A 21721-nucleotide genomic window follows, 5' to 3' on the forward strand; every position below is an offset into this window, starting at 1 on the left:
GGCTGCGAAGCAGCCGTAAATTCAGCAATCGCGGTGTGTCAGGTACACCATGGCAGCCGGACTCACGACTGCTTCGCAGCCGAACGCAGCCTTCGGCAGCTGCTACAAAGAATGCCTCGCGGCTGAAGTTGCTTAAGTGAACAGCATTACGCAGTAGAGCGGCCCAGCGGGATCAGGCTGTGTTCATCTGCGCAAAGTGCCTAGGCGAATAATGTAAAACGGTTTCTAAAAGCCGATGCTAGGCTTGATACATGCGTCGCCAGGGCGGCGTTGTTTGCGACTCTATTTGAGTTGCCGGTTAACCATGGGGGATTGAGCCAACACACGTCGTGGTGGTCGGGGGGATTTTACCGGCGCGTTGCCGGCAGGACAGGCATCATGAGTAGTTCGCAAACTATTCACCCGATCTGGCTACGGCTGACCCACTGGATCAACGTCATCGCCGTGGTCATCCTGGTGATGAGCGGCTGGCGCATCTATAACGCCTCGCCGATTTTTTCCTTTCAGATTCCCGCCAGTATCACCTTGGGTGGTTGGTTGGCAGGTGCACTGCTTTGGCACTTTGCGGCGATGTGGGTACTGTTCATCAACGGCATTGTCTACCTGCTGCTGAATATTTTTTCCGGGCGCATCGTCCACAAGTTCTTTCCCATACCTCCCCGCGAAGTCCTGCATGATTTCCTCGCTGCTCTCAGAGGCAAGCTCGCCCATGCGGACTTGCGGTACTACAACACCCTGCAAAAGCTCGCCTATCTGTTTGCCGTGCTCGATCTCATTGTGCTGGTACTGTCGGGCCTGGTGATCTGGAAGTCAGTGCAGTTTCCGTTACTGAGGGAGCTGATGGGCGGTTATGACTCGGCGCGCATCGTGCATTTTGTCTGCATGGCGTTGCTGGTCGCTTTTACCGTGGTGCATCTGGTGATGGTGGCCCTTGTGCCACGCACCCTGATTGCCATGCTGCGTGGGCGCTAACTCATGAACAGAACGACTGGAAAAGACCGGATGGATGACCCCGCCATCATCAGATCGGTGGCGCAGGAACTTGATTTACCCGCACGCAGGCAATTTCTTCGGCATGCCTGGACGCTGGGCGGGATTGCCTTGCTGACAGGTTGTCGGCTGGACGACAGCAACTCAGTGGAGTCCATGCTGAAAATGGTCTCGCGCTTCAATGACAAGGTTCAGGCGGCGCTGTTCGATCCGGCCCGATTGGCACCGACCTACCCTGAGTCGATGATCACGCGCCCGTTCCCGTTCAATGCCTATTACGACCGCAACGGCATTCCGGACATCGAGGAAGATGAGTTCTCACTCACGGTTGGCGGTCTGGTCCAGGATAAACACAGCTGGACCCTGGCCGAATTGAACCAGTTGCCGCACACCACTCAGGTCACACGGCTGATATGCGTGGAGGGCTGGAGCGCCATCGGCAAATGGGGTGGGGTGACCTTTTCGACTTTTTTGCAACGGGTGGGCGCTGATACCAGTGCCAAATATGTCGGGCTCAAATGCGCGGATGACTATTACACCAGCATCGACATGCCTACGGCTTTGCATGCGCAAACGCTGCTGACCCTGAGCTATGACGATCAGGTATTGCCGCCGGAGTACGGCTACCCGCTGCGACTGCGTATGCCGACAAAACTGGGCTTCAAGAACCCGAAACATGTGGTGGAGATTTTCGTGACCAACGATTACCCCGGTGGATATTGGGAAGATCAGGGTTACAACTGGTTCAGTGGCAGTTGAGCAATCGGCTGTTCTGAAGCGCGGCGCATTGCCGCTGTCCTTAACGCGAACTGCACAGGAGTAGTGACATGAAGAAGCTGATTGCTGCGGCGATTGCTGCCGTAGTCCTGGTGGTAGCCGCCCCGTTGTTTGCGGCGGAAGCGAATACGAATGACATGTCCAAGGATCAGATGGACAAGGGCACGATGAAAAACGATGAAATGAAAAGTAATGCCACGAAGACCACCAAGCACCACTACAAGACCAAGGGCGAGAAGACCAAGAGTGCCACCATGAAGAAAGACAGCATGGAGAAAGGTGGCGCGATGAAGAGCGAGGGCATGGAGAAAAAGGACGAAATGGGCACTGACACGATGAAAAAATATTAAGGCACCCGGTCGCTTCAGCAGTGGATCGCGTGTGGTCCCGCCCAGGACATGCCAGGGTCATCAGTAGCTGCTGAGGCACCAGAACAGCCGTTTTTCATATCGTCGGTATATGGGTGCCCCTGCATCAAACCGGCTGAATGAGCTGCGCTCTGAAACTCAGGTTCGGTCTTGCCGACAGCCGACGACCCGATATACGTCGCTCATGGAGTCAGGAGTGGCTCATTCAGAGTGCGCAAAAAGTTGCGCACCTCGATCTCGAAAAATTACCTATAAAATCGCTACAGGCCAGGTGGTCTGTGGCTTACAGGCGAGTGCGCAAGAAGTTGCGCAGTACTGTGCAACTTCTTGCGCACTTTGGTGAATCTTCCTACATAAAAAACGGAGAGATGCACGGGCAAGTTCGCTGAAGCCCTTTATAAATAATGGCCATATGATGGCTGGCACGACTTTTGATATCTCCGTCGGCGCCTGACAGGCAATTGTGCCTGCCGGTCCTGACTTTTTAGCAAGGAGAGCATCCATGGCTACACCAGCGTATATGTCCATCACCGGCACCAAACAAGGCCTGATCACTGCCGGTGCATTCACCGCTGATTCGGTTGGCAACACCTACCAGGAAGGTCACGAAGACCAGGTCATGGTTCAGGGTTTCCAACACGAAGTGATCATCCCGCGTGACCCGCAGTCCGGCCAACCAACCGGCCAACGCGTTCACAAGCCAGTGAAAATCACCAAAGTTTTCGACAAGTCCTCGCCACTGCTGCTGGCAGCCCTGACTTCCGGCGAGCGTCTGACTTCGATCGAAATCAAGTGGTACCGCACTTCGGCTGCCGGCACCCAAGAGCACTACTTCACCACCAAGCTTGAAGACGCGATCATCGTCGACATCAAAGACTACATGCACAACTGCCAGGACCCGGCGAACTCGCACTTCACTCACCTGGAAGACGTAGAGTTCACCTACCGCAAAATCACCTGGACCCACGAAGTATCCGGTACTTCGGGTTCCGATGACTGGCGTTCCCCGGTCGCTGGCTAAGTCTGGCCGACCGTTTCAAAACATCGGCCAGCGCTGCTGGTCGATGCTGTTTGCATCACTCAAGATTTTTTGCGTTCGTTGATACCCGACTCGGATGTCGAGGGACGCCGCAGCATTGTGCGAGGAACAAGGGATGTTCTCACCGGCCAACCAGCCCCATTTCACGTTGACCCTCGAAGGCGCGGACTTTCAGGTCCTGGCCTTCAAGGGCCGCGAAGCCCTGAACACGCCGTTCGAATTTGAGCTGGAGCTGGTCAGCGAACGCGCCTTCCTCGACCTCGAAAGCCTGCTGCACAAACTGGCCTTTCTCCAGCTCGCGCAAAACGGCACCGGCATACACGGGCTGGTCTACAGCATCGCCCAAGGCGAGGCCGGTAAACGCCTGACCCGCTATCGGATTTCCCTGCGCCCGCAATTGGCCTACCTGGCCCATCGGGTGAATCAGCGGATCTTCCAGCAGATGACTGTGCCGCAGATCATCGCCAAGGTGCTGGAAGAGCACGGCATCCTCGCCAGCGATCACAAGTTCCAGCTGAGCGCGGTGTATCCCGAGCGCGTGTACTGCGTGCAGTACGACGAGTCCGACCTGCAATTTGTCCAGCGCCTGTGCGAAGAAGAAGGCATTCACTACCACTTCCAGCACAGTACCAAAGGCCACTTGCTGGTGTTCGGCGACGACCAGACGGTGTTTCCGAAACTTGCGCCGGTGGCCTATCAGCAAGACACCGGGCTGGTCGCCGACACGCCGATGATCAAGCGTTTCGGGCTGCGGGTGGCGACCCGCACCAGCCGCGTCACTCGCCGTGACTACGATTTCACCAAACCGCGTATCGAACTCGAAAGCGACGCCAAGAGCGCCGCCCAACCGGACCTGGAGGATTACGATTATCCGGGGCGTTTCGTCGACCGTGAGCGTGGCAAGCACCTGGCCACTCGCAACCTGGAACGGCATCGCAGCGACTACCGGCTGGCCGAAGGTCGCAGCGATCAGCCACTGCTGGTCAGCGGGCATTTCCTGGCCCTGACCGACCACGCCAACCCGGCGTGGAACGACCTGTGGCTGCTCACCGAAATCCGCCATGAAGGCAAGCAGCCGCAGGTGCTCGAAGAGTCGGTGACCAGCGACGTCACCGACCTCAAAGACGATTTTCACCAGGGTTACCGCAACCAGTTTTCCGCGATCCCGTGGAACGTGCCGTATCGGCCGCCGCTGGAGCATCCGAAACCGAAAGTCCTCGGCACCCAGAGCGCGGTGGTCACCGGTCCCGAAGGCGAAGAAATCTTCTGCGACCAGTACGGTCGGGTGAAGGTGCAGTTCTTCTGGGACCGCGAAGGCCAGCACGACGACAAGACCAGTTGCTGGATGCGCGTCGCCTCGAACTGGGCCAGCCAGAACTTCGGCTCGATCAACCTGCCGCGCATCGGCATGGAAGTGCTGATCACCTTCCTCGAAGGCGATCCCGATCAGCCACTGATCACCGGTTGCCTGTACCACGGGGTGAACCTGCCGCCGTACAAGCTGCCGGATTTCAAGACCCTTGCTACGGTCAAGAGCAAGGAATACAAGGGCAGCCGCGCCAACGAACTGCGGATCGACGACACCACCAGCGAGATCAGCATCGCGCTGCGCAGCGATCATGGCGCCAGTGCGATCAACCTTGGCTACCTGACTCATCCACGCCCGTCCGGTGGCCAGCCACGCGGTGAGGGTTTTGAGCTGCGCACCGACCGCCATGGCGCGGTGCGCGCGGCCGCCGGTTTGTTGGTGACCACCGAGCCACGCCCGAACGAATCCAAGCACCACAAGGACCTCCCGGAAACTGCCGAACGGCTGGCCACCGCCGCCGATCAGCAGGACGGTTTCGCCATGCAGGCCAAGGAACTGCAAGCCCAGGAACCGGGCGATCAGGACGACGTGGCCAAGGCGCTGCACAGCCAGCATCAGGGCATCCTCGGCAGTGGCCCGGCGAACATGAGCGCTAACGAGTTTCCGGAATTCACCGAACCGCATCTGGTGCTGGCGAGTCCGGCGGGCATCGCCCTAACCACGCCACGTTCCAGCCATATCGCCACCGGCGAGCACTTGGCCCTGAGCAGCACCGGCCACACCAGCCTGTCGATCGGCAAACGCCTGCTGGCCAGCGCCAGTCGCGGCATGCGCCTGTTCGTGCAGAGCATGGGCTGGCGCTTGGTCGCGGCGTCCGGCGATATCGATGTGCGCGCCTTGAAAGACAGCATCAACCTGCTGGCCAAGCTCAACATCACCGCCAACGCCGATCGCATCACGATCACCGCCAAGACCGAACTGGTGATCCAGGGCGGTGGCAGTGCCACGACCTACAACGCCGGAGGCATCACCCACGCCACCACCGGCCCGTACACCGCGCATGCGGCGAACTTCGCCTACACCGGGGCGAAAAGTCTGGCCGGCGCGTTCCCCGAACCGCCGAAGCCGGGCAAAGGCAACCTCGAACTGTTCAACCAGTACGCCGGGAGCCAAGGCATCAAGGGCGGCGACTTCGAAGTCATCGATGCGCTGGGCAAAAGTCTCAAGGGCAAGCTTGATGCCAAGGGGTTCGCCAGCGTCTCCGGTGCGGCACCGGGGCCGGCACGCGTGCTGTTCGGCAAGGATCCGGCGGACACCTGGAGTGATGGCAGCTACATCGGCAAACCCGAGTGGCCACGCGAACAACCGGGGGCCGAGCGCATTCCGGCGCAGGTGCAGGCGATGGTTGCCCAGGTCTTGCCGAGTGCCGGCAGCAGCGCCGAGCTGCTGAAAAGCGCCCCGGCCCTGGCGCAGACCGGCATGAGCGCGGTGCAGACCGGCCTTGGTGCGGTGCAGACCGCGCAACAGGTGCGCGGTGCTTTGCAGGCCGGATCGGCTGGGGTGCCGCAGCTCGCGAGTGCAGCGCTGCCGACGGCATCACGACTGCTCGGTGCCGCGAGCAAAAGCGGCAAGTTGCCGCGTCTGCCGGCCGCCACCGCTCCCAAGACTTCCTTTAAAACCCCGGGCCTGCTGGCCGGTGAGATGCTTTCATGACGACTGAAATTGCTGTTGTAAAAAAACGTGAACCTCAAGTGGCGGTCGTTCCACTGAACCTCATCAAAGTCGGGGATGTCGGACGCAGCGCCGCGCAATTCGACGCTTGGTTGCAGTCCACCAGCGGCGGTGTGGTCACCCTCGACCGGATCAAGAATGTTGCCGGTGCGCTGCCAGTAGTCGGCAACATCATGGCGCTGGTCGATGCCTTGAATGACATCATCATCCTGTCGACCAGCAAAAAACGCGAAGTGCTCGATTGGGTCAGCCTGGGCATCAACCTGATTGGCGTCTTGCCCATGCCGCCGAGCATGGCTGCTGCACGTATGAGTCTGCGCCCGACGCTGTTTCTGGTGCGCCAGGAATTGAGGCAGGCCGGCAAGATGTTGCTGGGCGATTCGCTGATCGAGATCGTCGTCGGCCACCTGAACGCCGATATCGTCGGCACCATCGATGACTTCGTGAAACAGGCCCAGACCAAGCTCAAGGAAATCCTCGACGACGCCGGGAAACTCGGCGAAGACGTGATCAAGGAGATTGCCAATGGCCTGGAGAAAGCGGTCAACGGCAAGCTCGACGCCAAGGGCAATCTGCACGAGGCGGAAAAACTGGCGAGTGCCGCCAGCGATCAGTTACTGCATGACCCCAAGAAGGCCATCAGCAACATCTTCGGCGCTGTCGCCAATGTCTACAAGGCCGCTGGCAAGGGTGTCGCCAACAGTGCCGCCGAGCACCTGCTGCCTGATGAGGCGAAGGAAAAGGTACTGGCTAACACGGCGTTGTTGCGGGCCATGGGCCCGGAGCTACGGACTCAGCTCAACCGTCTGAGCGACACTCAGATTCAGAACTCGATCGGCGCGTTGCTGATGGTACTGGCCGGCGCTGTCGCAACCTGGCGTCTGCGCAATGCTCATGGTCAAGGCGGCAACGTCAAACCCGGCACGACCAGCCAGGCAAAACGCAAGGCAGGTGAAGGCAGGACGGAGGTCAGCAAGCACGAGGAACCTGCGAAAACCCGTCCCAACGAAGAGAAGAACTGTGCCCGTGCGACGACCAAGAGAAGTATCAGTTTCGCTCTTGGCTCGGAATCTGTGCGCCATACCGACTTCAGCTTACCGGGACCGTTTCCCATCGACTGGACTCGTACCTATTCCTCGAACCTGGATGCTTATGATCAGGACGTACTGGGTGCGCGTTGGATCACTGCCTTCACGACGAGGTTCGACCTGGTCGATGATGCGCTGCTGTTCCATGACGCCGACGGCCGTAGCCATGACTACCCGCTGCCCAAGGTCGGTTTGTTCCATTACGACGCCATCGAAAACCTTACGGTAGCGCGCGTCAACGACGACCAGTTGCTGTTGTGCCGAGGCTTCGAGCGCAAGGAAACCTACGTCCGTCGTGGCCAGCGCTACCTGCTGACCGGCGTGGTGCTGCGCAATGGTGCGGGGATCATGCTGCATTACGAGCACCACCACGCCGACCATTCGGTACTGTCGGATCTGATCACCTATCAGGACGATGTGACTAAGGTGCATCTGCACCTCGGTACACTGATCGACGATCACGGCCGCCTGATCGGTCTCTGGGAAATTCGAGACGGTGCCCCGCAGCGCCAACTGTGCAGCTATCAGTACGATGCGTACGGCGACTTGACCCAGGCCCAGGACGAGAACGGCGCCGCCTGGCGTTATCAGTACCAGCATCACCTGATCACCCGCTACACCGACCGCACTGAGCGCGGCATGAACCTGCAATGGCAAGGCCACGGCGCCGATGCCAAGGCGGTGCGCGAATGGGCCGATGACGGTAGTTTCGACACCCGCCTGGAGTGGGACGAAAACATCCGTCTGACCTACGTCACCGACGCCCACGGCAACGAGACCTGGCACTACTACGACAGCCTCGGCTACACCTACCGCATCCGGCATGCCGATGGAAGTTCGGAGTGGTTCTTCCGTGATGATGCCAAGAATGTGGTGCGTCAGGTTCATGCCGACGGCAGTACCGACCGCTTCAGCTACGACGATCGCAGCAATCTGCTCGAGCATATCCGCGCCGACGGCAGCGTGATGCACTACGCCTACGACGACCAGAGTCAACTGATCAAGATCAGCGACGCCGAAGGTGGTCAGTGGCAGCGGGCTTACGATCTGGTGGGCAATCTGGTCGAAGCCATCGACCCGCTGGGCAACAAGACCGAGTACGCCTACAACCCGGCCGGTCTGCCGACCGCGATCAAGGACGCCAACGGCAACGCGAAAGAACTCGAGTACAACGACGCCGGTCAGTTGGTGAAATACACCGACTGTTCCGGCAAGGCCAGCGCCTGGAAGTACAACGAGCGCGGGCAGATGATCTGCTTCACCGACGCGGCTGGGCAGAGCACCGAGTACCAATACAAGGCCGGACAACTGACCCTGATCAAGCACCCGGACAAGACCGAGGAGCGTTTCGAGCGCGATGCCGAGGGCCGTTTGCTGGCCCACGTCGATGGCCTGGATCGCTGCACCACCTGGAGCTACACCGCTGCGGGCTTTATCGCCGAACGGGTCGATGCCGCCGAACAAACCCTGCGCTACCGCTGGGACCGCCTCGGTCGATTGATCGCGCTGGAAAACGAAAACGAGCGACGCGCACACTTTCTCTACGACCCGGTGGGTCGGCTGCTGGAAGAAACCGGCTTCGATGGCCGTACCACCCGTTATCAGTACGACCCCGAAAGCGGTCGCTTGGCCAGAACGCTCAACGGTGAACGCAGTATCTCCGTCAGCTTCGACCCCATGGGCCGCTTGACCGAACGCCGCGCCACGCTGGGCGAGCAGTCGCAAAGCGAAACCTTCGCCTACGATGGCAACGGCAACCTGATCCTGGCCAACAACGCCGACAGCCGTCTGCAATGGTTCCACGATCCGGCCGGCAACCTGTTGCGCGAACACCAGCATTACCTGGGCCTGGAAAAACCACTGGTTGCGGTCTGGCAACACGAGTACGACGTGCTCAATCAGCGCGTTGCCACCGTGCGCCCGGACGGCCATCGCGTCAGTTGGCTGACCTACGGCAGCGGCCATTTACTCGGCCTGCGTCTGGATGAGCATGAGCTGATCGGTTATGAGCGCGATGATCTGCACCGCGAAGTCGCCCGCCATCAGGGCAACCGCCTGCTGCACACCCAGAAGTGGGACCCGGCCGGGCGTCTGCAAGAGCAACTGCTGGGACGCAGTGACGACAAGTCCACGCTGCTCAAACGTGAATACAAATACGATGCCGCTGGCCAACTGACCGATATCAACGATAGCCGCCGTGGTCCATTGGCCTACCGTTACGATCCGGTCGGCCGACTGCTCAGCGCCACCAGCCGCTTGGGCGTGGAAACCTTTGCCTTCGACCCGGCCAGCAACCTGCTGGACGACAAGATTGCAGAAATCCGCCGGCCGCTGGATCAGGACTCGCCGCGCAGCAAACTGCTCGACAACCTGTTGCGCGAATACGCCGGCACCCATTACGAGTACGACGAGCGTGGTAACCAGATTCAGCGCTGGCACAACGGCAGCTACAGCCGGATGCAATGGGACCTGTTCGACCGTCTGGTGCACTTCGACGACACCCGCCTGACGGTGGACTACGCCTACGATGCCCTCGGCCGCCGTCTGCACAAGAACTCCAGCGCGCACTATAAACAGCGCCCAGAGGCCGGTTCTCTATGGAACCGTAACGAACACGCCCGTAAACAACGCGAGCTCGGCTGCGACTTCACTCTCTATGGCTGGGATGGCGACAACCTGGCCTGGGAAAGCAGCCCGGCCCAGGTCGATGGCAGCGCGGGTCGCACTGTGCACTACATCTACGAGCCAGGCTCCTTTGTTCCGGTGGCTCAGGCCCTGAAACATAAACCGATTCACCTGATGGGGCAGCCGGACTACAGCGGCGACTACAGCCTCGACGACGATCCGTTGTGGAACCACAAGCCGAGTGCACAACCGTTCGATGTGCTGGCCTGGTATCAGTGCGACCATCTGGGTACACCGCAAGAACTGACTGACCAGAACGGCGATATTGCCTGGAGTGCGCAGTACAAGGCTTGGGGTGAAATCTGCGAGCAACGCTCGGCGTTAGCGCAGCAGCATGGACTGACCAACCCGATCCGTTTTCAGGGGCAGTATCACGATCATGAGACGGGGCTGCATTACAACCGGTATCGGTACTATGATCCAGCGGTTGGGCGGTTTATCAGCAAGGACCCTATCAGCTACTCGGGTGGTACAAACCTATATGCGTATGCGCCGAATCCGGTGCTGTGGAGTGACCCACTGGGGTTGGCCCGTGTAAAGGGAATCACACCGAACAATAGGGGAACTCGTACAACCATCGAGGGTGGAAATCTTCCGGAACCAGCGGTCGGTTATAGTGCAACAGCTGGAGGCGACGGTATTCACCACCCGGTCGTAAAGGAACTCTACAATTCAGTTCCCGATGATAAACGCTCCGATTTTCATGGCCTATGCGGAGAGCCAGATGCACTTAGCCATATTGCAAAGCAACACAATGTGCAGTCAGTTGCAGAATTGAGAGATCTCACTCAAGGCGCAACCTCAACAACCATCAGGAACGATGGTAAACCGTTAGTTTTTTGTCGTTCATGTTCTAAAGTTATGGGTGATCTTGGCGTGAAAGACGGAGTTTAAAAATGATAGATAATCAAGAAGTCCAAGAAATTGACGCCCTCGAAGAACAAATACTCGAGGAGGGCGTGTCATATAATGAGCTTAGACGCCACTATGCGCAGTTTTTGCTTGATCTCGTCAATAACGGAAGACTGAAAAATATTTCGAACGAGAAACTGCAAAATATCGTCTCATATCTACAAGAGGCAGTTGCTCGCGAAAAAATAGATGTGAATGATGTATTCATAAGAAAACTTGTTTCTGAGTTGTGGGCTATCGAAGAACAGCGATGGGAATTGGATGCAGATCTCTCAAGGTTGGCTCGCTGTGTTATTTTTTGCTTTGGGAGTGAAGAAAGATGGATAGAAGATGATACGGGTGACGCAACGCCTATCTATATTTACCTTTTGGTCTTGAAAAAAATCCTACCCGATATACGGCAGGAATTTATCGGGTTTTTCCAGAAGCTCTTTAAATATATTAAAGAGAAGTAGTATTGACTGATTGGTAGGGTGGTTTTTTCAACGGCCTGATTTCCCAATGGCAGTTAACACTTTCCCATTCTCAGGAAATTTGCAAGATCGTGGTAGAAGCAGCGCGTGACCTGAGTGCAGGAAATTATGGTTACGCGTTATTTGAAGATAACGCCCCCTTTCTGAGAGAGCAACGTGAAAGACATTATTCGTCTCGGCGACTCCACGACTCACGGTGGCGCAGTATTGGAAGCCTTCTCCCAAACGGACCTCAACGGCAAACCCATTGCCGGTGTTGGCCACAAAGTCAGCTGCCCACTGTGCAAAGGCGTCTTCCCCATCGCCGAGGGCAGCAGCACTTACACGGTAGGCGGAATTGCTGTCGCACTGGACGGTATGAAAACCGCCTGTGGCGCCAGTCTGATAGCCAGCGGTCCAAAGGGGGCTGTGATTAGTTAACTCCAATGACTTAAGCATCACCAGAAATACCTGGATCGTTCCCAAGTTTTACGACATGAGCGCGAAAGCTTACCTATAACCGTTGTTTCTATTTGAGATTTTGTATGCTTCCATTCAAACCTGTTTTTAGCCGGTGCCGTACTGTTTGTGCTCTGACTCTGGTCCTCCTCGGCGGCTCAACCATAGCGCAAGCCGCATCGGGGAAGGATCTAACCCAAAAACTGGACGAAGCGGTGATGGAATACGCTTATTCCAAAGATGGCAAAGATCTGAATACCGTCAACACGTTGCTCAAAAAGGGGGCGAAACCCAATATTCAGGTTTTGTGGCATGCCGCTTATTACAAACGGCCTGATCTGGTCGATCGTCTGCTTGAATTCCCGGTGGATGTAAACGAAGCCATCAGCGAAAACGGTGAAACAGTGCTGCTGTCCGTGCTGGGTAATGTCGACACCCCGCAGGCATCTGGGGATGATTTGCTAATTCTGCAGAGCTTGCTCAAGGCGGGGGCCAATACGAATGTGATTGCTCAAGGCGGGACCAATACTCCACTCATTGCAGCCGTCAACAGCGAGAAATCCACCCAGCCAGAACTGGTCAAATTACTGTTGCAGTTTGGCGCTGACGCCAAATTGGTGACCCCTCAGGGATTCTCGCCACTCATGAATGGAGGGGCGTCCAGCCTTGAGGTCATCAAACTGCTGATCGCTGCAGGTACCGATCCTTATGGCGTCAGCAAAGTCGGTTCAACCCCTTTGCATTTTGTCTGCAAGCGCGCCTATGCGCTGAACGACCAGCCAGACCCGCAAGCGGCACAACGTATCGCCCTGTTGCACAAAGCTGGAACTTCAGTTGATGCACTGCAGCCACAGCAGCAACCATGGCCGGTTGGCACACCCTTGCTGGAAAATGCTATCAGTCACAATCCGGATTGCATCAAGGCCTTGCTGGCTGCTGGTGCTAATCAGAATGCGCCCGCTTTCCCAGCAGAATACGTGGCAGAAGATCCGAGCGTGAAAGGTCAAACGGTGCGTCAGCATGTGCTCAAATCGGCGAAAGACGTCCCCCTACTGTATTCGGATGCCATTGTGAAGTTGTTCGAATAAGGCTGGTTTATAGGCAATACATCTGAGATGTCAAACGTGTTCAAGGAGTGAATATGAAAAAAGCTATTGTGGTTTTTGTAATGGCAAGTGCGTTGGGTTCCTTTGGCTATGCCTATGCAGAGGGGCCGGACCCAGTTGCAATGAAGGGTATGTACGACGGCAGTCGCAATGCATCGGGGCTCATTAGCTACTGTGTTGATAAAGGTTTTCTGAAGTCTGACAGCATCGAGAATGCCAAGAAGATGGTCGCATACGTATCCGGTGTTCCAGTGGAAATAGATAAGCGTGATGGAGACAAGAGCGAAGCCAATGGCCTAAAGGGCCTGGTGAGAGTGGGCGAAGGACAATACAAGGATTTACAAACCGCCGCTCCAGAAGGTGTTGAGGCGTGGTGCGAGCAAGCTGATGAGGGTCTCCGTAAGGGGCTGAGTTCTGTCGGCCTGTGAGTGAGGTTACTCAAACGTAACTCTCACGCATCGGTACGGGCGGACGCTCGCGAATGAGCGGTCCGCCGATCAAGTGTCGCGGGCGTGCTAGACCAGATTGTGCTGCTTGGTACCCGGCCAACCGGCCTGGCGCAAGGCATGCAACAAGGTGCCGGCATCCAGCCCCGGCACCGCATGCCCATTGCCCTCGGTAGTCTCGGAGGCCAGCAAGGCATTGATGATGGCTTCTTCTACCGCTTCGGTGGCGGCCAGGAACAACTCGCTGATGTGGTCGTTGTTGACCATGCGCAGGTTGTCGCAGGTCGGCGCCCCTTTGCCCTGGTAGGCGGCCGGCGGCACGTGTTGATTGCCGGTGGCGAAGGCCACGAAAATGTCACCGCTGTGGTCCTCGTTGCCGCCCCCGGTGCGGGCGAGGCCGAGGCTGGCACGCTGGGCGAGGCGTGTGCACTGGTGCGGCAGCAACGGCGCATCGGTGGCCAGGCAAACAACGATCGAGCCCATGCCCGGGTAGGGCAGGGACGCTTTGAGGAACGGCGAGTCAGCCTGTTCCATATAGCGCCCGACCGGGTAACCGTCGACGCGCAATTCATTGCGGATGCCGTGGTTGGCCTGGACGATGGCGCCAACGGTCCAGCCACCCTGCGCGCTGCTCAGACGACGCGAAGCGGTGCCAATGCCGCCCTTGAATTCATGACAGATCATGCCGCTGCCGCCGCCGATGGCGCCTTCGGTGACCGGGCCGCCAACCGCCGCGCGCAGGGCCTGGGCCACGTGTTCGGTCTTCACATGGAAGCCATTGATATCGCTGAGCAAGCCGTCGAAGGTCTCCAGCACCACCGGCATGTTCCAGTACAGTCGCCCGTCATCAGGTTGACTCTGGCGATCCAGTTCAATCAGCGCATCACGGACCACGCCCAGGCTGTGGGTGTTGGTGAAGGCGATCGGGCTGGTCAGCAGGCCGGCCTCGCGAATCCACTCAAGCCCCGTCGCATCGCCATTGCCGTTGAGCACATGGACACCGGCAAAGCACGGCTGTTGATTGGTGGAGCCGGCCCTCGGTTCGATCACGGTGACGCCGGTAAGAATGTCGCGGCCGTCGGCTGTTCGTCCACGCACGTTGCTGTGGCCGACCCGTACGCCGGGCACATCGGTGATGGCGTTGAGGGGGCCGGGTTGCAGCTGGCCGAATTGAATGTTCAGGTCGCGGGCACGTGGTTTCATGCTGAAACTCTCAGTCAAGTTAGACAGTAAAGGCGCACATTGCTCAGGGCATACGCCGGGGGGACGTCGGCTCGGTTGCCGTTCTTGATGTTGCTCCAGCGCCGCGTGCGGACACGCTTGGTCGCATGGGACGGTGGACAGGTTAGTGAGGCAGGCCGCAGGTGCCTATTACCCTGGTGGGGTACTCGCAAGGGGGTAGTGACTGGAATGTCGGCGGGTTGATCTGATCCGTATTTTCCCGGGCTATCTGCTTCTGTAATGAACCCGGCCCCGGCCTCACAATGACGCTGCAACCACAGACGTATAATTTTGGAGGCCAAATGCTGAAGATGGCGATTTTCCTGGGTGGATTTCTGGCATTGACCATCGTGATCGGTGCGCTTGCCACCATCTCTCCGATGTAACCAAAAGAAGAAAGCGCCGCGTTTTTCCGGATCCTCCTGACCTTGTATACGTGGCGCTTTTCGAGCATTGCCGGCACAGCCTTTGTTGCGACCTCTAGTACCCGGTTACAGGCCGGTCAGGTGATGGTGGGGATGTAGTCGATGTACGCCAATCGCTCGCCATTGTGGTAAACATCAACCGCTTCGTAGTGGGGCGCGCTGGGGGGCATTACCCGGTCGAACCTGGCCTGTGTGCTGCACAATATTTGTGGCCAGATTCCAGGCTGCTGGACCAAGTGCAGATCCAGCATGAGGATTGACGGGTTAAAACCCTGCGGGGCTCGCATGGTCAGATAGACCTTGATTCCCGGATTGGCAACTTCAACATCGCCTACCACGTGGAAGTCATCCGGTTTCGGCGGCATCGCGTTCAGCCATGCATGCCAGTCTTTGCTGCTAGTGCTCATTTTTCTATTCCTTGAGAAATGAAACCCGAAGCTTGAAATACTGCAGTTCCGTATGGCGCTTCGTATGCCATCGAATGAAATGTCGGGTGTCCAACCGACCGTGAAAGGTCTCCTGTCTAAAGGTGTAGACGAGGAAAGGGCGCTCCCGCTTCAGGCTGGACGAACGGTCGCCACGAGGGCTCGGGGCATGAAGCCCGGGTTTGAATTCAACGGGTGCGGCTCAGTGTTCAAGGAATGAAGCGGTAACCCACACCGGTTTCGGTCACGAGATGGCGTGGCTGTGACGGGTCGGCTTCGATTTTTTTGCGCAGGCCGCCCATGAACACCCGAAGGTACGGCGTATCGGTGGTGTGCGAAGGGCCCCATACCGCTTTGAGCAGTTGCAGGTGCGTCAGCACACGATCCGGGTGCGAGCACAGATGCACCAGCAAACGGTATTCCAGCGGCGTCAGGTGCAACGGGACACCGGCGCGTTCCACGACGCGTCGGTCCAGATCAATTTGAATGTCGGAGAAGCTCAGCACCGCACGGTTCTCGGCATCTTTCACACGCCTGCGTAACAGGGCGCGGACGCGGGCGAGCAGCTCGCCGGTGCCGAAGGGTTTTACCAGGTAGTCGTCGGCCCCGGTGTCCAGGGCGAGGATCTTGTCGGATTCGGCGCCACGGGCCGACAAGACAATGATCGGCACCTCCGACCAGGTGCGCAGATCCCGGATGAGGTCAACGCCATCACCGTCAGGCAGGCCGAGATCCAGTACGATCAGGTCCGGCCGGCGCGTTCCCGCGTCGATCAGGCCGCGCTGAAAGTTCTCGGCTTCATGCACTTCCAGACCATCGGCTTGCAAGGCCATCCGCACAAAACGGCGAATTTCCTTTTCGTCTTCAATCAGCAGGACACGCAGTACAGGCTCGCTCATGGTGAGTCCTCGTCAGTCTGCTGCGACAACGCTTCAATGTTCGGTGGCTCTTCACGGGGCAGACGTAGCGTGAAGCGCGCACCGCCTTCCGGGCGGGTGATACCCAGCATGGTCCCGCCATGCACCTGGGCAATCGCCCGGCAGATGGCCAGGCCCAGACCGACGCCGGGAATCGAACTTTCCTTTTTGCCGCGCATGAATTTGTTGAAGATCGCCTCTTCGTGACCGTGGGGCAATCCCGGCCCTTCATCGGCGACCCACAACTCAATGCTCTCGGGCGTAGCGTTGGCCCCCAGGCTGATCGGGGTACCGGGCGGGGTGTATTTGACGGCGTTTTCGATCAGGTTGATGAGGATGCGCTCGATCAGCACAGCGTCGATGCGCACCGGGGGCAAGTCATCTTCCAGTTCAACCTGCACCGAACGCCCTCCCAGAATCGGCTGGATAGCTCTCAGGGCGCTACCGACCACGTCCTCGATGGGTTGCCATTGACGATTCAACACCACCTTGCCGGATTCGAGGCGAGCCATGTCCAGCAGGTTATTGACCAGCGTATTCATGCGCAGCGCAGATTCGCCCACCGCCGTGGCGATCTCGGCGGCATCGCCGGTCAGGGGCGGTTTGGTCAGCTTGAGTGCTTCGGCGAGCCCGACCATGACCGACAGCGGGGTGCGCAGATCGTGGGAGATGGCCGAGAGCAGCGAATTGCGCAACCGCTCGGACTCCATCTGAACCGTGGTGTCCTGAGCGACGTTGATGTAGTGAATCCGCTCAAGCGAGATGGCCAGCAATGATGCGCAGGTGTCGAGCAGGCGCCGCTGTTCCGGCACCGCCAGCCGGGTCGTGTCTCGCGGTTGCACGGCCAATACTCCGCGCACCCGCATGGGCGCCGACAAGGGCAGGTAAAGCGTGGAACTGGAGGGCAGGGTATCGGTGCCGTAGCCGGCCGGTTCGGTTTTGTCGAACGACCACTGGGCGATGGCAACGTCGACTTGCGGTGCCTCTCCCGTGACCATCGGCGCCTGCAGTTTGTTGTGGTCATCGGCCACCAGCAACGCCGATCGGGCGCCAAACTCGGCTGACAGAAACTGCGCGCCGATTTCCGCGACCTGCTCGGTCAGCAGCGCGGCGGACAACAGACGCGACATGTCGTACAGCCCGCGCATGCGGTCTTCGCGTCGTTGTGCGACCCGCGCCTGATAGGTCAGGCTGGCGGTCATTTGCCCGATCACCAGGGCGACCACGAGCATGACGCTAAAGGTCACCAGATACTGGATATCGGCGATGGCGAATGAAAAACGCGGCTCCACAAAGAAAAAGTCGAAGGCGCCGACTGAGACAAAAGCCGCCATGACGGCCGGGCCACGGCCAAAGCGCACCGCCACGGCAACAACCGCCAGCAGAAACAGCATGACGATGTTCGCCTGTTCCAGTAGCCCGGCCAGAGGCAGGGCCAGCAGGGTCGTCACCGCGCACAGCGCTGCGCTCCAGAGATAGGGTCGCCAGGTGATCGGGCTTTCGCCGGTTTTGGCGGTGCTGTCGGTTGACGGTTGGCGGCTTTCCGGCAGCGAAATCTGAATCACGTCAAGATCGGCGCCCAGCACACCAATCCGATCCGCAAGCACCTGCCGCCAGAGTCGCCGATGCGGACGTTCATCACGGCCCAGCACGACCTTCGAAAGATTGTGCTGCCGTGCGTACTTGACCAGCGTCTCGGCAATGTCCTGACCGGCCAGGGTCGAGATCTGCGCGCCCATGTCCTGGGCCAGTTTCAAGGTCGCTAGCACGCGACGGCGCTTGGCCTCGGGCAAACGCTGCAAGGCCGGGGTTTCGACATACACGGCGTGCCACGGCACGCTGAGCTGAGAGGCCAGGCGCGCTGTCGAGCGTACGGTTTTTTCTGCCTGTTCATGGGGGCCGATACAGGCGAGTAAAGAGTCGCGGGTTCCCCAGACCGGCTTTGGTGCGCTGCTTTGGCGGTACTGCAGCATGTCGCTGTCGACCCGGTCGGCGGTGCGACGCAACGCCAGTTCGCGCAGGGCGATCAGGTTGCCTTTGCGGAAAAAGTTCTGCACCGCGCGCTCGGCCTGTTGCGCCAGATAGACCTTGCCTTCCTTCAAACGCTGCAACAGGTCGTCGGGCGGCAAGTCGACGATGACCACTTCATCGGCGGTGTCGAAGACATGGTCGGGCACGGTCTCCCAGACACGAATCCCGGTGATGCCGCCGACAATGTCGTTCAGGCTTTCGAGGTGCTGAACGTTCATCGTCGACCAGACGTCGATACCGGCGCTGAGCAGTTCTTCAACGTCTTGCCAGCGCTTTGGATGTCGGGAGCCTGCGACATTGGAGTGAGCCAGTTCGTCGATCAGGATCAGGCCCGGCTTGCGCGCGAGCGCGGCGTCCAGATCGAACTCGGTCAACGTACGGTTCTTGTCGACAACCTGTTTCAGAGGCAATTGTTCGAGCCCTGAAGTCAGGGCCTGAGTCTCGGCACGACCATGGGTTTCGATCACGCCGGTCAGCACATCAACGTTTTGCTGTTTTGCAGTCTGGGCGGCGGCGAGCATTGCGTAGGTCTTGCCGACACCGGCGCTGGCGCCGAAAAAAATCTTCAGCCGACCGCGTTTGGCTTGCGCTTCTTCTTCGCGAATCCGGGCCAGTAGCTGGTCCGGATCAGGACGTTCTTCGGCCATCAAGCTCACCGTGTGTTAGCGCTCAATGTGCGGCGTCGAGTGCCAGGTTCAGTGCCAGGACGTTGACCCGAGGCTCGCCGAGGAACCCGAGCAGCGTGCCTTCAGAATACTCGCTGATCAGTTGGAGAACCTGCTCGATGGGCAGGTTACGCACTCGCGAAACCCGGCCTGCCTGATACAACGCTGCGGCAACGCTGATATGCGGATCAAGGCCACTGGCGGAACTGTAGACCAGGTCGGCGGGCACCGTGGCGGTGTTGCCCGGATCGGCAGCGTGCAAGGCGTCGATGCGGCCCTTGATCGCGTCCGCCAGCGCCGGGTTCAGCGGACCGAGGTTCGAACCGCCCGAGGCCAGCGGGTTGTAGGGCATGGGGCTGGTGGCGGAAGGGCGGCTCCAGAAATACTTCGGATCGCTAAAGCCCTGACCGATCAACAGCGAGCCGACGGTTTTGCCGTCTCTTTCGATCAAGCTGCCGGCGGCCTGATGGGGAAAGACCAGCCGGGCGATCCCGGTGGTGACCAGCGGATAGGCGAGCCCGGTGAGCAGTGACAGTGCAATCAACAGGGTCAATGCAGGACGCAGCAGAGATACCATGGCCATACTCCCTCACGTCAGACCGACAGCGAATAACGCCATGTCGATCACTTTGATGCCAATGAATGGAACGATCACCCCACCCAGCCCGTAGATCAACAGGTTGCGCCGCAGCAGCAGCGCCGCACCGACCGGGCGATACTTCACGCCTCGGAGCGCCAGGGGGATCAGGAAAATGATGATCAGCGCGTTGAAAATCACCGCCGACAGCACCGCCGAGTTCGGGCTCGTCAGGCCCATGATGTTCAGTGCCGCAAGCTGCGGGTAGGTGCTGACAAAGGCCGCGGGCACGATCGCGAAATACTTGGCGATGTCGTTGGCAATCGAGAAGGTAGTCAGCGAGCCCCGGGTCATCAGCATCTGTTTGCCGGTTTCCACCACCTCGATCAGTTTCGTCGGGTTGCTGTCGAGGTCGACCATGTTGCCGGCTTCCTTGGCGGCCTGAGTCCCGGAATTCATCGCCACGGCGACATCCGCCTGCGCCAGTGCCGGCGCATCGTTGGTGCCGTCGCCGGTCATGGCCACCAGCCGGCCTTCGGCCTGATAGCTGCGGATCAGTTCGAGTTTTTGTTCGGGCGTCGCTTCCGCCAGGAAGTCATCGACACCGGCCTCGGCAGCGATGGCGGCGGCGGTCACCCGGTTGTCGCCCGTCACCATCACCGTCTTGATGCCCATGCGCCGCAGTTCGACGAAGCGCTCCTTGATCCCGCCTTTGACGATGTCCTTGAGTTCGATGACGCCCAGCACCTTGGCCCCGTCGGCGACCACCAGCGGCGTGCTGCCCCGGCGTGCGACTTCTTCGACGATGGTTTGCACCGCGTCGGGGAAATGCCCGCCCAGACTCTGGACATGCCGCACAATCGCTTCGCCGGCGCCCTTGCGCAGTTGCCGGGTGCCCATGTCGACACCGCTCATGCGGGTCTGCGCCGAAAAGTGCACGAAGTGTGCGTGCAACGCCGTGATGTCGCGTTCGCGCAGGTTGAACCGCTGCTTGGCTAGGACCACGATGCTGCGTCCTTCAGGCGTTTCGTCGGCCAGGGACGCGAGCTGCGCCACATCCGCCAGTTCCGCCTCCTTGATACCCGGCGCCGGTAAAAACGCCGAGGCGTGACGGTTGCCCAAGGTGATGGTCCCGGTCTTGTCGAGCAGCAGCACATCCACGTCACCGGCAGCCTCAACCGCCCGGCCGGAGGTGGCGATGACGTTGGCTTCCATCATGCGGCTCATGCCGGCCACACCGACCGCCGACAGCAGCCCGGCGATGGTCGTCGGAATCAGGCACACCAGCAACGAGATGAGCACGGTGATCGAAACCGGCGAGCCGGATTTGGCCGCAGCAACCCCGAACAGGGAGTAGGGCAGGAGCGTCACCGTGACGCCGAGGAACACAATCGTCAGTGCGACCAACAGGATCGACAGGGCGATTTCATTCGGGGTCTTTTGCCGCTTGGCGTTCTCGACCATCGCGATCATGCGGTCGACAAAAGTTTCGCCAGGGTTGGTGGTCACGCGGACGACGATCCAGTCCGAGAGCACCCGCGTACCGCCAGTCACCGCCGAGAAATCGCCGCCGCATTCGCGAATCACCGGAGCCGATTCGCCGGTAATCGCCGACTCATCCACCGAGGCCGCGCCTTCGATCACCTCGCCGTCGGCGGGGATCACCGAGTCCGCGAGGTCACCGGCTTCAACCACCACCACGTCGCCTTTGCACAGATCGCTCGACTGAGCCAGTTGCCACTCGGCGCCGTAGTGCGGCTCGCGCAGTTTCTTGGCCCAGGTTTGCTTTTTCAGGTCGCGCAGGGAGGCGGCCTGGGCCTTGCTACGGCCTTCAGCCAGCGCTTCGGCAAAGTTGGCGAACAGCAGGGTAAACCACAGCCACAAGGCAATCGCGAGGATGAACCCGCTGCTGGCTTCACCCTTGCCGCTGAGGGCCTGCGCCCAGAGGGCGGTGGTGATGATCGCGCCGATGTAGACGACGAACATCACCGGGTTGCGCCACTGGATTCGTGGGCTGAGTTTGCGCACCGACTCGAGCATGGCTGGACTTATCAGCTTCGGGTCGAACAAGGAGAACGCTTTGCGTGTCATGGTCGTG

16 protein-coding genes are annotated in these 21721 nt (G+C 59.2%); 10 read left to right on the forward strand and 6 right to left on the reverse strand.

What is annotated here, in order from left to right; all coding sequences use genetic code 11:
* The first annotated feature begins 378 nt into the window (after window positions 1-378).
* From AC1DIG_RS28540 to AC1DIG_RS28585, 10 genes are all read left to right on the forward strand, one after another.
* Window positions 379-972 carry a cytochrome b/b6 domain-containing protein gene (locus AC1DIG_RS28540; protein WP_477770008.1) on the forward strand — a complete coding sequence of 198 codons (594 nt, stop codon included), beginning with the start codon at window positions 379-381 and terminating at the stop codon, window positions 970-972.
* Window positions 973-1002: 30 nt separating this feature from the next.
* A complete protein-coding gene (locus tag AC1DIG_RS28545) occupies window positions 1003-1749 on the forward strand; it encodes a molybdopterin-dependent oxidoreductase (RefSeq protein WP_477770009.1) in 747 nt (248 codons plus the stop codon).
* 68 nt (window positions 1750-1817) lie between these two features.
* Complete coding sequence (locus AC1DIG_RS28550) at window positions 1818-2117, forward strand: hypothetical protein (protein WP_019689672.1); 300 nt, start codon at window positions 1818-1820, stop codon at window positions 2115-2117.
* A gap of 520 nt (window positions 2118-2637) precedes the next feature.
* Window positions 2638-3156, forward strand: coding sequence for an Hcp family type VI secretion system effector (locus AC1DIG_RS28555; protein WP_071550615.1), 519 nt, complete (start codon window positions 2638-2640; stop codon window positions 3154-3156).
* A gap of 133 nt (window positions 3157-3289) precedes the next feature.
* Window positions 3290-6196: a type VI secretion system Vgr family protein gene (locus AC1DIG_RS28560; protein WP_477770010.1), complete on the forward strand. Its 2907-nt coding sequence runs from the start codon at window positions 3290-3292 to the stop codon at window positions 6194-6196.
* On the forward strand, window positions 6193-10881 hold the full coding sequence (locus AC1DIG_RS28565) for an RHS repeat-associated core domain-containing protein (protein ID WP_477770011.1): 4689 nt from the start codon (window positions 6193-6195) through the stop codon (window positions 10879-10881). The genes AC1DIG_RS28560 and AC1DIG_RS28565 overlap by 4 nt, the downstream gene beginning before the upstream one ends.
* Window positions 10882-10883: 2 nt before the next feature.
* On the forward strand, window positions 10884-11354 hold the full coding sequence (locus AC1DIG_RS28570) for a hypothetical protein (RefSeq protein ID WP_477770012.1): 471 nt from the start codon (window positions 10884-10886) through the stop codon (window positions 11352-11354).
* A gap of 174 nt (window positions 11355-11528) precedes the next feature.
* Entirely contained in the window at window positions 11529-11792 is a 264-nt protein-coding gene (locus AC1DIG_RS28575; RefSeq protein ID WP_477770013.1) for a PAAR domain-containing protein, read from the forward strand.
* A gap of 104 nt (window positions 11793-11896) precedes the next feature.
* A complete protein-coding gene (locus AC1DIG_RS28580; RefSeq protein ID WP_477770014.1) occupies window positions 11897-12898 on the forward strand; it encodes an ankyrin repeat domain-containing protein in 1002 nt (333 codons plus the stop codon).
* 53 nt (window positions 12899-12951) lie between these two features.
* A complete protein-coding gene (locus AC1DIG_RS28585) occupies window positions 12952-13344 on the forward strand; it encodes a hypothetical protein (RefSeq protein WP_477770015.1) in 393 nt (130 codons plus the stop codon).
* Window positions 13345-13431: 87 nt separating this feature from the next.
* Here AC1DIG_RS28585 and AC1DIG_RS28590 read toward each other — a convergent pair whose 3' ends face one another.
* From AC1DIG_RS28590 to kdpB, 6 genes are all read right to left on the reverse strand, one after another.
* On the reverse strand, window positions 13432-14565 hold the full coding sequence (locus tag AC1DIG_RS28590; protein WP_477770016.1) for a DmpA family aminopeptidase: 1134 nt from the start codon (window positions 14563-14565) through the stop codon (window positions 13432-13434).
* Between the two features lie 520 nt (window positions 14566-15085).
* Entirely contained in the window at window positions 15086-15415 is a 330-nt protein-coding gene (locus tag AC1DIG_RS28595; RefSeq protein WP_477770017.1) for a hypothetical protein, read from the reverse strand.
* 227 nt (window positions 15416-15642) lie between these two features.
* Window positions 15643-16332 carry a response regulator gene (locus AC1DIG_RS28600; protein ID WP_477770018.1) on the reverse strand — a complete coding sequence of 230 codons (690 nt, stop codon included), beginning with the start codon at window positions 16330-16332 and terminating at the stop codon, window positions 15643-15645.
* The gene (kdpD, locus tag AC1DIG_RS28605) at window positions 16329-19028 is read right to left on the reverse strand and encodes a two-component system sensor histidine kinase KdpD (RefSeq protein WP_477770019.1); all 2700 of its coding nucleotides are present in this window, start codon (window positions 19026-19028) and stop codon (window positions 16329-16331) included. Before kdpD ends, AC1DIG_RS28600 begins: the two co-directional genes overlap by 4 nt.
* A gap of 22 nt (window positions 19029-19050) precedes the next feature.
* Window positions 19051-19623, reverse strand: coding sequence for a potassium-transporting ATPase subunit KdpC (gene kdpC, locus AC1DIG_RS28610; RefSeq protein ID WP_477770020.1), 573 nt, complete (start codon window positions 19621-19623; stop codon window positions 19051-19053).
* 12 nt (window positions 19624-19635) lie between these two features.
* Entirely contained in the window at window positions 19636-21714 is a 2079-nt protein-coding gene (gene kdpB / locus AC1DIG_RS28615) for a potassium-transporting ATPase subunit KdpB (protein WP_477770021.1), read from the reverse strand.
* Window positions 21715-21721 lie beyond the last annotated feature (7 nt).

The organism is Pseudomonas sp. 05N431 (genome assembly GCF_056397005.1).